8 protein-coding genes, 1 tRNA gene and 2 pseudogenes are annotated in these 13,183 nt (G+C 67.5%); 6 read left to right on the top strand and 5 right to left on the bottom strand.

Translation table 11 applies throughout. The annotated features are described in order from the left end of the window. Positions 1-45: 45 nt before the first annotated feature. Positions 46-627 (bottom strand): dihydrofolate reductase family protein, encoded by a 582-nt coding sequence (locus ASG96_RS05890; protein WP_057587293.1) that lies wholly within the window; start codon positions 625-627, stop codon positions 46-48. A gap of 193 nt (positions 628-820) precedes the next feature. On the opposite strand from ASG96_RS05890, the gene ASG96_RS05885 reads away from it, so the two are divergent. Together ASG96_RS05885 and ASG96_RS05880 are read left to right on the top strand one after the other, a co-directional pair. Then, positions 821-1,843, top strand: a complete 1,023-nt coding sequence (locus ASG96_RS05885; protein ID WP_056752040.1) for a M12 family metallopeptidase — start codon at positions 821-823, stop codon at positions 1,841-1,843. Positions 1,844-1,977: 134 nt separating this feature from the next. Then, complete coding sequence (locus ASG96_RS05880; protein WP_056752038.1) at positions 1,978-2,499, top strand: hypothetical protein; 522 nt, start codon at positions 1,978-1,980, stop codon at positions 2,497-2,499. Between the two features lie 64 nt (positions 2,500-2,563). Here the strand turns inward: ASG96_RS05880 and ASG96_RS05875 are convergent, their stop codons facing one another. After that, on the bottom strand, positions 2,564-3,130 hold the full coding sequence (locus tag ASG96_RS05875; protein ID WP_056752036.1) for a YceI family protein: 567 nt from the start codon (positions 3,128-3,130) through the stop codon (positions 2,564-2,566). A gap of 236 nt (positions 3,131-3,366) precedes the next feature. On the opposite strand from ASG96_RS05875, the gene ASG96_RS05870 reads away from it, so the two are divergent. Both ASG96_RS05870 and ASG96_RS22585 read left to right on the top strand, forming a co-directional pair. After that, positions 3,367-3,443, top strand: a tRNA-Phe gene (locus tag ASG96_RS05870). A gap of 501 nt (positions 3,444-3,944) precedes the next feature. After that, positions 3,945-4,630, top strand: a pseudogene (locus tag ASG96_RS22585) (IS256 family transposase); the annotation flags it as partial. Positions 4,631-4,658: 28 nt separating this feature from the next. On the opposite strand, the gene ASG96_RS05860 reads toward ASG96_RS22585, so the two are convergent. Continuing rightward, positions 4,659-5,909 (bottom strand): ISL3 family transposase, encoded by a 1,251-nt coding sequence (locus tag ASG96_RS05860; protein ID WP_057587290.1) that lies wholly within the window; start codon positions 5,907-5,909, stop codon positions 4,659-4,661. 590 nt (positions 5,910-6,499) lie between these two features. Here ASG96_RS05860 and istA point away from each other — a divergent pair. Then, entirely contained in the window at positions 6,500-7,774 is a 1,275-nt protein-coding gene (istA, locus tag ASG96_RS05855) for an IS21 family transposase (protein WP_057588328.1), read from the top strand. Next, a pseudogene (istB, locus tag ASG96_RS05850) lies at positions 7,774-8,619 on the top strand (IS21-like element helper ATPase IstB). Before istA ends, istB begins: the two are co-directional and overlap by 1 nt. Here the strand turns inward: istB and ASG96_RS05845 are convergent. After that, positions 8,553-12,350: a hypothetical protein gene (locus ASG96_RS05845; RefSeq protein ID WP_057587288.1), complete on the bottom strand. Its 3,798-nt coding sequence runs from the start codon at positions 12,348-12,350 to the stop codon at positions 8,553-8,555. The pseudogene istB and the gene ASG96_RS05845 sit on opposite strands and share 67 nt — an antisense overlap. 1 nt (position 12,351) lies before the next feature. Further along, positions 12,352-12,723, bottom strand: a complete 372-nt coding sequence (locus ASG96_RS05840) for a hypothetical protein (RefSeq protein ID WP_157610687.1) — start codon at positions 12,721-12,723, stop codon at positions 12,352-12,354. Positions 12,724-13,183 lie beyond the last annotated feature (460 nt).

Below are 13,183 nucleotides of genomic sequence, written 5' to 3'. Positions count from 1 at the left end.
CAGACGCAGCCGGAGCCCCGATCTGGTGTCACCCGCTCGGATCGGTCAACGGCGCACTCGGTAGCGCAGGTGCAGCACCCGGTCGCCCCGGATCACCACGTCGGGACCCTCCAACAGGTGCTGGGCGTGGACCGACCCGAAGTAGCGCTTGCCGGACCCGAGCACGACGGGTACGACGTCCATGCGCACCTCGTCGACGAGGCCCGCGGCGAGCATCTGGCCCCCGACGTCACCAGCGGCGACCTCGACGATGCGGTCACCCGCAAGCTCCTGCGCCTGGGCCATGGCTGCCTCGACGCCGTCGACGAAGTGAAACGGCGCCTCGGGGTCCCAGCCGTCGGGCGGCGGCCGGTGCGTCACGACGACCACGTGGTCGATCCCGCTCGGAGGCTTCCCGTCCCAGCCGTCCGTCAGGTCGAAGACGTGGCGGCCGACGAGTGTCACCCCGATCTGGTCCCAGTACGGCCGGATGTAGTCGTAGGACGTCTGCGACACCAGCAGCTCGCCACTCTCGTCCAACGGGACGTCACCGTCGGACAACCAGTCGAACAGCGGTCCGGGCTGGTCGTTCTCGTCCGCGACGAAGCCATCCACCGACACCGAGCCGTACATGACCACCGTGCCCACGGCGCTTCTCCTCTGCTTCGGGGTGTCCCCAAATCATCCATCGTGGGCTGTCGCTCGGGCAGGAGTCAACCAGCCCGCAGCGGCCCACGAGCGCCACCACACGGCATACGGCCGATTCGGCTGTGCGCGACCGCCGGCGGTAGGACGATGGACGGTGGACGCGACTGCGCCCCGGAATGATTGGGGGAACGCCATGACGGATGCACCGCACGTGTGCTTCGACCGGATCCTTCCCAAGGACCTGATGCGCCCTCACCGGCGCGAGCGGGGCCCGGACGGTGCGGACCGCGCGATCTCGCCCATCGGCAAGGCGTGGATGAACGGCACGACGCTGAAGGTCCGCTTCCTCGAGGGCACGCCCGCGCAGCAGGCCAAGGCGCGCGAGCAGGCCGCGTGGTGGCAGGCCGCGTGCAACATCTCCTTCGACTTCGGCAACCACCCGAACGCCGACCTCCGGGTCTCGTTCGACCCCACCGACGGCGCGTGGTCCTACGTCGGCACCGACAACAAGGGCATCCCGAGCAACGAGGCGACGATGAACCTCGGCTTCCTCGACGGCGGCACGGCGGGCCACGAGTTCGGCCACGCCATCGGGCTCGCGCACGAGCACTCGAACCCGCAGGGCGGCATCGAATGGAACGAACCGGTCGTCATCGCGGCCCTCGCCGGACCACCGAACCGCTGGGACGAGGCCAAGGTCCGCCACAACGTCTTCATGAAGTACGCCGTCGACCAGATCAAGGGGACGCAGTTCGACCCCGACTCGATCATGCTCTACGCCTTCCCGGCGACGTGGACGCTCAACGGTGTCGCCACGCATGCCAACGACGACCTCTCGGCGCTCGACCAGGCCTTCGTCGCGGGAGCGGCCATGTATCCCAAGGGCGCCCCGGTCGTCACCGACGCGGCGACCCTCACGATCGACGGCCCGAAGGTCGAGGCCTCGATCGGAGCTGCCGGCGAGGAGGACCTCTACGCCTTCGACGTCGCGAGCGACGGGCTCTACGAGGTGTCGACGCGCGGGTCGACCGACGTCTACCTCTCCCTCTTCGGGCCCGACAGCGACACCGATCTCGTCGGCGAGGACGACGACAGCGGCTACGGCGTCAACGCGCGCGTGCGTGCCGGGCTCACCCCCGGTCGCTACGTCGCCCAGGTGCGCCACTACCGACCGAGCGGGACCGGCACCTACTCGATCCGGGCGCGCCGCCGCTGACGCTCGCGCTCCCGCCCCAGGACCCTCCACCGAGGGCGTATGCCGTCCGCTCGCCACCCGACGGCATGCGCCCTCGCCCTCTGCCTCCGGCGTAAGACGTTGACGCTCTCGGGTAATGGAGTAATCCTGATTACATGATTACGAACGAGGCACTGGAGCGGGTGCGCGGCTGGTTCGTCGGCCGCCTGCCCGAGGAGTGGCGCAGCACGCCACCCGAGATCACCGTCGACCGCGAGGAGATCACCGTCGTCCTCACCGTCGCCGACGTCGACCTGCCCGACGGGTCGAGCGCCGCCGAGCGCGACGAGGCGCGCGCCGGTCGAGCCAAGGCGTTCCGCGAGGACACCCGCGGCCGTCGCATCGAGATCGCCCGCGAGGCCGAGCACCGCTTCGAGCGGAAGGTGTCGTGGGCCGTGCGCGTCGGCGACCACACCGAGCTGTTCACGCACGTGGCAGCGCCGGCGATGACACGGCTGCGCCAGCCCGAGCGGCTCGTGCTCGACACGCTCGTCGACGCCGGGGTGGCCCGGTCACGCGCCGAGGCGCTGGCCTGGTGCGTCAAGCTCGTCGCCCAGCACGAGAGCGACTGGCTCGGCGAGCTGCGTGAGGCCATGTCGCACGTCGCCGACGTGCGCACCAAGGGCCCCGGGGCCTGACCGACCCGTCCGGTCGAGGTGTCACGGGCCGCCCGGCGCGACGCACACCTCGACCTCCGGCGGGTCAGTCCTGCTGGTCGCTCCCGCGCTTGACGGCGGAGATCTCGAACTCGAGCGAGATCTTCTCCGAGACGAGCACGCCGCCGGCGTCGAGGGGCATGTTCCACTCGAGGCCGAAGTCGCGGCGGTTGATCCGGCGCGAGCCCTCGAAGCCGGCGCGCAGCGCGCCGAAGGCGTCGGTCTGCACGCCGATGAGCTCGATCGGGATGGTGACGGGCTTGGTGATGTCGCGGATCGTCAGGTTGCCGGAGACCATGTAGGCGTTCTCCTCGACCTCCTCGATCTGCGTGCTCTCGAAGCGGATGTCGGGCCACTTCTCGGCGTCGAAGAAGTCGGCGCTGCGAAGGTGGTCGTCACGCTGCTGGTTGCGCGTGTCGACGCTGGCGGCCTTGAGGACCACCTCGGCGTACGACTTGTCCATGTCGTCGACGTCGGCGTAGAGGCGGCCGGTCACGTCGTTGAACGAGCCGCGCACCGTCGTCACCATCGCGTGCCGCGCCGAGAAGCCGATACGGGTGTGGGCCGGGTCGAAATCCCAGTCCCCGCTCAACGCGGATCCGTGGTCGGTCATGGTCTCTCCCCTGCGGTTCGAAGAATGAGTCGCGGCATCCTCTCACGACCCAGGGTGCTTGAATCTTTCACTACTGCCTCGTTCGTTGGCAAGTTATGGGCACGGGACCCCGGCGCTCGCCCCCGACGGCTGACCTCCCCATACCCGCCGACGATCCCTCACGTGCGCTCCTGCGCCACCCGTGGGCGGTTTGCAGGAAGCCCCGAGGGGTCGGCTATAGTTCCACTCGTTGTCCCGGCCAGGTAGCTCAGTTGGTACGAGCGTCCGACTGAAAATCGGAAGGTCGGCGGTTCGACCCCGCCCCTGGCCACCACCCAAAACCGCAGGTCAGAAGCTTCTGACCTGCGGTTTTGTCGTTCACGGGGTGGGCGGGCGGAGGTTCGGGATGTCGGCGCAAGTGTCCGTGGTTGACCGCGACACGCCGAGGATCACCGGGAGTTATCGCACGAGTTATCGCACGACCTCTTGACGTCAAGACTTCTTAGCCCGCCCAGGCGGATCTTTCGAGGTCTGCGTCCGCCCGTACTCGCCCAGCGCCCAAGGGCGCCAAGCCTGTCAGGGATGAGACCACAGCTGAGCCCAGGATGGTCGAGTCACCCTCTTGAGAATCTGAAAGCCGCGGTTCGACTCAAGCGGACCGATTGACGCCCACGCCCGAGAATCACCGTTTTGGGCGCGTTCCGTTGCGGTTTCCAGGGTGTGAGTCCCGTTGAGTGGTGGGTTTTGAGGCCCCGGCATGTCGTGAGGACGTGAGGGGCCATCGGCGGGATCTTCGGTGTGTACGGCCAAGTACTCATCGAAGGGGTCAACGCCGATGCCCTTGTCTCAGTCTGCCCTGTCCGAGTTGTTGGAGGCGTTCCGCACTGGGGAGGGGGTGAACCTGATCCAGGACGCGGTCGAGCTGGCGTTGCACGAGCTGATCGAGGTCGAAGCCACGCAGGTGATCGGCGCCGGCCGGTACGAGCGCCACGCAGGAGCGCAAGACCGAACGCAACGGGACTCGGCCGCGGGTGTTGACCACGACGGCCGGGGACGTGCAGCTGCGGATCCCGAAGCTGCGCAAGGGCAGCTTCTTCCCGAGCATCCTCAACCCGCGCCGCCGGATCGACCAGGCCCTCTACGCGGTCGTGATGGAGGCCTACGTCAACGGCGTGTCCACCCGGGCGGTCGACGAGCTCGTCGCGGCGATGGGCTCCGATACCGGGATCTCCAAGAGCGAGGTCTCGCGGATCTGCGCCGGCCTGGACGAGATGGTCGCCGCGTTTCCGCACTCGGACGCTCGGGCACACCCGGTTCCCGTACGTGTTCCTCGACGCGACCTACCTGCACGTGCGCGAACCCGCCCGCGCACAAGTCGTCTCCCAGGCCGTCGTGGTCGCCACCGGCGTCACCGAGGACGGCGGCCGGGAGATCCTCGGGCTGGACGTCGGCGACAGCGAGGACGAGACGCCCTGGCGGGCGTTCCTGACCTCGCTGAAGGACCGCGGCCTTGGCGGGGTGGAGCGGCTCTTCCCAGTTGAGTGTGGGGTCATAGGCTCAGGCCCCCTCCGATCAGGAGCATTCGGAGCCTGTAGTTCTCGCGGTTGCGGAAGCCTCGCGCGACGCGTCGGTGGAACTCGATCAAGCCGTTGATCGCTTCGGTGCCGCCGCTGTTCGCGCCGCCAGCGGTGAAGTAGGCCAGGAATGCCTCGCGCCACTGGGCCAGGGTCCGGCCGAGCCGGGCGATCTCCGGGATCGGGCACCATTGGAAGCTGTCGAGGATCTTCTCGGCGACGGCGCGACCCTCGGTGTGGCTGGCCTGGTGGTAGGCGGAGCGGACCTGCTGGGCGCAGAGGTAGGCGACCCACACCTCGTCGTGGCGCTCGTCCGCCGCGATCGCTGCGGCGAGCCGGGACCGTTGGCGTTCGGTGAGGCGGTCGTCGCCGGCGTGCAGGATGTTCCGGATCCGATAGAGCGGGTCGTTCTTGCGTCCGCGGTGTCCGTGGATCTCCTGCTGGACCCGGCGGCGTACCTCGTCGACGGCGTGACCGGCGAGCTTGACCACGTGGAAGGCGTCGAGTACCGCGACGGCGTCCTGCAGCTGGTCATCGATGGCGTTTTTGTAGCCACGGAACGGGTCGAGGGTCGCGAGCTCCACACAGCCGCGGAACTCCTCGCCGCGCTGCTTGAGCCAGCCGGCGTAGGCCGGCCCGGAGCGGCCGACGACCAGGTCGAGCAGGCGCGCCTTCACGACCTGCTTGCCGGGGTTCTTCGGGTCAGGCTGGCGGGTCAGGTCGACCATCCCGGTCAGTTCCTTCGGCCCGCGCTTGATTGGGTTGACGTGGTGCCACACGTGCTCGTCGACCCCGAGGGTGGTGACCCCGTCGAAGCGGGACTCGTCCGCAGCGGCCTGTTCCAGCAGCGGCAGGATCGAGGCCCAGACCGTGTCCGAGCCGGTGCCGAGCTGCCGCGCGAGTCCGTGGATCGAGGCGTGCTCGCGACGGATCTGCTCGATCGCCCACCGGCACGCCCGCGCGGTCAGCAGTGCCCGTGGCCGGGCGATCTGCTCGTCCTGCTCGACGAACGAGACGCGCGGGCAGGACGTCTCGGGACACACCCAGCGCCGCTGGCGCCACACGACTGTCACCGGCCGCCCGGCCGACGGGGCATCCACGAGACGTACCTCGAGTCGGCCGTGTCGGTGGGCGACCACCCCGCACGAGGGGCAGCCCATCACTGCCGGCGCGGACTCCACGGCAACGGCCAACGCACCGTGGTCGTCGCGGGCCACGGCGGTCACGCGCAGGCCGCCCAGGCCGACGAGAAGGTCACAACGGTCGCAGTAGCTGCTCAGCGCAGAGCAGCACGACGTAGGCTCGGGCACGTCGAGGTCCTAGATATCAGAAGAGGTAAGAGTCCTCTGATCCTCCGGGACCTCGACCCATTCCCAGCTCAGGCAGCGACCCCGCGCGTCGCGGTCACCCCACACCCAACTGGGAAGAGCCACTATGTGGGCGTATGGGACCTGAGCGTTGGGTCAACGGATGAGCCCTTCGCCGACCAGGAGCGTCCGTAACTGGCATCTTCGAGAGGGACTTCTGCAAGGGATGTCCGCAGGGCTGAGCGAAAGTCAGCGCCTGGGTACCGCTGGAAAGTCCAGCGTTGCCACCGAGATGGGTGTCGGGGTCCGTCCCCAACTTGATAGGTGGCCAACTGGTTCAATTTACGCGACGATCCCCAGCGACGTTCTCACGCAGGGATGACGCGCGTGACTCGCAGCGCTTCCGAAGGCACTATGAACCCTCCGGGATTACAAGCATGTCGCCGACGGATGAAAACTGATCAGAAACGACGGGTGAAATCTGACCACCTGGCGTGACCCTGTGGAGGGTGATCAGTGTGGAGGACTGGGCCGAGATTCGTCGGTTGCGCCGGGGCGAGGGGCTGCCGATCGCGGTGATCGCGCGACGGTTGGGGATCGCGAGGAACACCGTGAAGAAGGCGTTGGCGTCCGACCGGCCTCCGAGGTACCGGCGTCCCTCCCGGGGGTCGGCGGTGGACGCGGTCGAGGCGGAGGTCCGCGAGCTGCTGGCTGCGACGCCCACGATGCCGGCGACGGTGATTGCGCAGCGGATCGGGTGGCAGCGGTCGCTGACGGTGCTCAAGGACCGGGTGCGGGTGTTGCGGCCGTTGTACCTGCCGCCGGACCCAGCCTCGCGGACGGAGTACCTGCCGGGTGAGCGGATGCAGTGCGATCTGTGGTTCCCGCCGGTCGATGTTCCGCTGGGGTTCGGCCAGCTCGGAGCTCCGCCGGTGCTGGTGATGGCGTCGGGGTACTCGCGGATGCTGTTCGCAGTGATGGCGCCCTCCCGGCAGGGACCGGACCTGATCGCCGGGCACTGGCGGCTGCTGCAGCAGGCGGGCGCGGTCCCGCGCGAGCTGGTGTGGGACAACGAGAGCGCGGTTGGCTCGTGGCGGGCCGGCCGGCCGAAGCTGACCGATGACTTCGAAGCGTTCCGCGGCACGTTGGGGATCGCGGTGCACCAGTGCCGCCCGCGGGACCCGGAGGCCAGGGGCATCGTCGAACGGGCCAACGGCTACCTGGAAACCTCGTTCCTGCCCGGCCGGGCCTTCACCTCCCCGGCCGACTTCAACGACCAGCTCGTCGAATGGCTCGCGGTCGCGAACACCCGGCAGGTGCGCCGGACCGGGTGCGCCCCAACCGCCCGGTGGGCCGCCGACCGGGCCGGGATGCTGGCGCTGCCGCCGGTCGCACCGACGATCGGATGGCGCACCCAGGTCCGCCTCCCGCGGGACCACTATGTGCGCATCGACAGCAACGACTACTCCGTGGACCCGGCCTGCGTCGGACGCAGGGTCGAGGTGCTCGCCGACCTCGCCCAGGTCACCGTCACCCTCGACGGGCGTGTGGTGGCCGTGCACGAGCGGTGCTGGGCGAGGCACCAGAGCCTGACCGACCCGGCCCACCACCAGGCCGCGCTCGAGCTGGCCCACCGCGCCCGGCGTCGCACCGACACCACTGACACCACTGACACGGACGCGGTGGAGCAACGTGACCTCACCACCTACGACGCAGCGTTCGGCCTGAACGACCCGACCGACCCGACCGACCCGACCGACCTGACCGACGACGAGGTGGCTTGATGGCCACCGCTAACACCGCTCGGAACACCGGTAGGAGCAGTGGCAAGGCGCCGCGGGCCGCGAACGGACGCGACATCGCCAGCGAGCTCGCCTACGTGACCCGAGCGTTGAAGGCCCCCAGCCTGCGCGAGGCCATCGACCGGCTCGGCGAACGAGCCCGAGCCGAGTCCTGGACGCACGAGGAGTATCTGCTCGCCTGCCTGCAACGGGAGGTGTCCGCCAGGGACGCGCACGGCGGCGAGGGCCGGATCCGCGCCGCCCGGTTCCCCGCGCGAAAAGCCTTGGAGGAGTTCGACTTCGACCACGCCCGCGGCCTTCGGCGCGAGGTCAGGGCGCACCTGGGGCGCCCTGGACTTCGTCACCGCCCGAGAGAACGTCGTCTTCCTCGGCCCGCCCGGCACCGGCAAGACCCACCTCGCGACCGGGATCGCGATCCGCGCCTGCCAGGCCGGGCACCGGGTCCTGTTCGCGACCGCCTCCGAATGGGTCGACCGCTCGCCGGCGCCCACCACGACGGCCGCCTGCAGGACGAGCTGCGACGCCTCGGCCGGTACCCGCTGCTGGTCATCGACGAGGTCGGCTACATCCCGTTCGAGCCCGAGGCCGCGAACCTGTTCTTCCAGCTCGTGTCCTCCCGCTACGAACGAGCCTCGCTCATCGTCACCAGCAACAAGCCCTTCGGGCGGTGGGGCGAGGTCCTCGGCGACGACGTCGTAGCCGCAGCCATGATCGACCGGCTCGTCCACCACGCCGAGGTCATCGCACTCAAAGGCGACTCCTACCTCCCCGCAAGACGCCGGGTCACACCGACGAGCAGCATGCGTGTCTCAGCGCTGGCGTTGTGACCAGCTTGGATCTGGAGGACCATCCAGTTGATGATCGCGGCCGCCGGGGTGGGCTGTCCGCTGTCCGTCAATGTATTGGCCAGGTTAACCAACATGATGTCCCAACGGCCGCGTTCGGGGCTCTCTGGATCAACCGCGGCAACAGCGTTGAATACCACCTCCAGGATTTCCGGAGTAGGGAATGCTTCTGTGGCGAGGTTGGGCAGAGCGGTCTGAACAGCGGTCCAGTGCAGGTGCGCAGCCGCGGCGCTCTCGCCGATATCATGCAGGAGGTTGCCGTATCGGCTGATGAGCGACGCAATCCCAAACGGCGGCAAATGCTTCCGGGCGAGCGCAATGGCCGTTTGGAAGAGTCCCTCCGCGTCCGTGGGGCGGCCGCGTATCCGGTTCAACGTCGCCAGCCATCCCATCTCTTCGGCCAAGGCTGCTAGGTCTTCGGGCTCGCCGAGTTCAGCCAGTAGATCGCAGGCGTGGGAACGAAGCCCGGCTGCGACGGCGAAGTTCTGCTGATCCCAAGTTTGCTCGCTGGCTCCCAGCAAGCGGGCCACCGCCCATCGCCGGTTGGGCGGGTCGAGCTTGCGAGCGAGCCGGGCGATGTTGTCTGCGGCTGCTAGCGGCGCTACCCCGCCATCCCCGGGGTTGACGACCATGTGGACAAGTTCGCCTATGGCGTCGATTGCCGCTTGCAGTGGCAAGGCGGTTGGCGGGATCCCCAGGCCAGTAAGGAGAGACAGCCGTCTGCCGCCATCCGTTGTAAGCGCTTCGACCAGCAGGCGGCCGAACGTCGGATCTTCGTCGAGGTAAGCGAGACCGGCTCGCGCGTACCAGATTGGCGGTCGATCGCGTGGGACCCTAGAGACCGTTGACACCGCGGTGCGCAGCTCGTTCTCCCGCCCAGCCTGCATGAGTTGCATCACGAGCGTGTCCAGGCAAAGCGTTTGGTAGGACCCGCCGCCATCAGTCCGGGCTCCGCGCCAAAGATGTGCCTCGGCGCCTTCCGGATCAACGACACTAAGCAAAAGCGACGCGTGCGCAGCATAGGTGCCCTGGGCGGTGGCTGCCGCCATGAGCGCTGCCACAGCTGCCTTCTTGTCGGCGTCGATGTGCAGGTATCCGTGCACCAAGTCAAGAAGGCTCGAATCTACTGTGTCTTCTGCGCGCAGATCATCAACCACTTTGCGCAGCCACCCATCTTGGGACGCGTTGAGTCCGCATACGAGTGCGCGGGTCAGAAAGCGTGTCCGCGCCTGCCCATCGTGGCACCTGGTGGCTATCGCGACACCCTCCATGGCGACGGTAAAGAGTAGGTCGTCGTCGCGGGGCTCGAGGCCAAACACAAGCTCGTACAGGTGGTCGCGGTTGTGCAAGCGCCGATGATCGGCCGGCGGGTCTATGGCCCGCTCCTTGAGCAGCATCTCGGCGGCCAGGCGTACACGGCCGAGACGCTCCTGGGCTTCTCCAAGCAGGTGGAGGCATTCGCAGTAATCGAAGCGGTTGTGTAGCGAGGCGGTCGCCAGCATCGTGACCGCAATTACTAGGGCCGAAGCCGGGTCGTCACCACGGGCCAGTTGGTACGCGTGCTTCCGCTGGCGCGTGCGACCGTCTAACCCTTCGTCGGCTCGGGCACTCTCCAGCAGGGATTCACCGACGCCGTTGAGCTCAGACCAATCCGCAACTATGCCGTCCCAGGCCGAACTTAGGTCGGGATGCACCGGCGGCCATCCTGGAAGGCCCTTGCGCATCGCCTCGGCGAGTCGCGCCGCGTCTCCGTATCCGGTGTTGCCGATCAGACCGAGAAGGTGCGTGAGTGCGACTATATCGATGCCCTGTGCCTGTCGCGCGGCAACAGAAAGGACCAGCATCGTGGCAGCAGCCTCCGCACAAGCGACATCCCACTGCTGCCGTGCCATCTTTAGCTCGGGTCCGCGCCATGCTGGACTCAATCGCAACGAGGCGAGGGCCTTCGGTGACGATAGTGCTCGCGCGGCATCGCGCACTGATCGGTCCGGCTTCATAAAATGATGCCCGGCGTGCCTGACGATGGAGATGCGCGCGTCTGGGACGGCGACGTGGTCGATCCAGGCTTTGGGAGCCGGGGGGATCCATGCACCAGCCAGCTCGGCATCGGTGCCAACGCCCAACAACGGCACGGCGAGGGTTGCACGAATGACAGGATCGTTCGGGAACGGCTCGAGCACCTTGTGGGCCAGCTGGACGCCGGGATCATCCTGCGACACATCGCCAGTCATCTGACCCAACTCGCCTGCGCGAAGCAGGGCACGGAACGGATCCCATTCACTGGCCATGGCTGCTGCGGCGAGGTGCACTGGATCACCGGCCGAGCACACGGCAAGGACGTCAAGCAGAGAGGACTTGGAGCCGAATAGCTGCTGCAACATCGCGCGACGTTCTTCGAATTGAAGCGGTGGTATCTCCATGCCGGAGGTTGTTGGTGCATCTGGGGACGTGCCCAGCGCCCAGCGGATCGTGTTGCCCATAGTTGCCGCAGATTGCCGACTCAACTCCGCATCAGTGAAGACCAGTCGAGGCATGGGTCGGCCCGCAGCGAGCTCGCCCTCTGCCGCAATCATCGCCGAGGCCAGGACGCCTCCCTCGGCCGCGGCGAAGAGTTGCGCGGTGGCAATCAGGTGATTCCGAAGGCCCGGGAGATCCTCGGGTAGGCCATTCGTAGCCGGGGCACAGACAGGCTCGGTGGCCGAGGAGATGGAGCGCGCCCACAACATCGGCTGGATGAGACCTCGAGCCCGACGGTCGCGGTCCTCTTGCCATTCCTCCGCGCTGCGGGCGGTCGCCTGAGCATGGGCGTCGAGCACGCTTGCACCAACGGAGAGTGCGGCGTAGAGGTGGCGGTGGAAGTGAATGGCGCTCAGTTCCGGCACGGGTCCTCGGGCTACTAGTGCAACTGACGTCCCGCGGCTGAGCAGTCGCGCGGGAAAGGGAAGACGCTGTGCGTCTCGCAAGTCACCACTGTGGCAGGCATTCGAGACAAAAACCCTACAGCCAAGATCGCCAAGGATCCCTTCTAACTCTTGATCATCCATCGTCTCCGGCCCAAACTGCGCCACAAAATCAGCCCTGACCAGATTGTCGTCGGGGCGGGCGACGGTGCCGCCGTGGACGTCTAGGTGGACGATGCGGGCAAGTGCGGGATCCGGCGGGACACGGCGTGGGAGAGCCCGAATGAGCTGCGGCGTGCTCGCTGTGCTGACCCATCGCGGCATGATCGCCCCCGTGATGCGAAGCTCAGCCAGCACGGGACCGGCGACCCCGTAACGGGCGATTTTGTCTTCGACCTTACGAGCCGCCAGCCACACCAGATCGCCGCCTTCGGTGGGCCTGGCGGTCGGAGCCAGTCCCGGCAAAGTGCGAAAGACGCGGATTGACTCCGCCTCATCCCCGCTCAGCCGCAGCGTCTCCCAAATCAACGATTGAACTGCTGCCGTGCAACGGACCTCGACCTCTAGTTCCCCATTGGTCAACTGAACGTCGGGGCCAAGTGCCCGCTCCATCACGCCAATGAGCAGCGACGCATAACGGCCAGCTCTCTGATCCAGCTCAGCGTCCTCCCCCTTGACCAGCAATTCGGCGGTGCCGGTACGAAGGAGGTCAAGACGCGGAATTGCTGCGACGCCGGTGAACACGGCATCCTCCGAGCTCAGCGTGAGGGAGACGGCGTCGTGGTCCGCGTCCTCGACGAGCAGATTCCGCATTTCAATCCTTCGGCCGCACCCGAACCTCGACCACACCATCCGCGGTCGTGGTCACCGTAACCTCTGGCGCGTCCGCGCCATCCTTGACACCGGGCTTCGACCCGGCGCTGGAAGTGGGCTCGGATCGAGCTTTGCGCCAAGCCGAAACGATAATGGCCCGCAGCGCTTCCGTGCTCAAACCCGCCGCCGTGCCGATCAGGAACTCGATCAGCGCAGCGGCTCCGTCGAATGTGGCGGGCACCGTTTCCTTGCCCTCGATCAGCAGAAGGTCCGGCGTGAGGGCCGCGGTCAGCCGGCTCGCGGTGTCATCCACCCACCCTTCATCCGGACCAAGGATCTCGATCTTCACCAGATCGCCAGGACGCAGGTCCATTAACGCTCCCTCTTGTGGCTAGTCGGACGGTCTAATCACTTTCCCATTGACGTACCTCCGCGACTGTAGAGGTCATGAGGCTCGAATGGACGGGAAAATGGAGACACGTCCATGTCGACGGCCGCTGCGCCCACGCAGTCCCACCGTTCTCGACCTGGTGAGGAATGTCTTCTCTCCGTCAAGGCGCCTGCTCCGCCGGCGCAGGGCCCGGGCTGCGGGCGGCGCTGGCGCGCCGTCCCTCGCCTCGGGCCTGACGCAACAGCAACCGGGCTGGGGAGGCTCGACACCCTGCGGCCCAATCGTCCGGACCCGGTCGGCGCGTCAAGGGCTGCGTCGCTGCGCGATCGAGCAAGCTCGACCCTTGACCCACCGACCGGGGTCCTGGTGATGGCCTAGATGTACTGACCGGGCACGTTGGTTGAGGGAATGCGACTCATCGTTGTGAGCTGCTGACATGGGA

The organism is Terrabacter sp. Soil810 (assembly GCF_001429645.1).
Lineage (GTDB): Bacteria > Actinomycetota > Actinomycetes > Actinomycetales > Dermatophilaceae > Terrabacter.
This window is presented reverse-complemented; position numbering and strand designations above follow the sequence as displayed.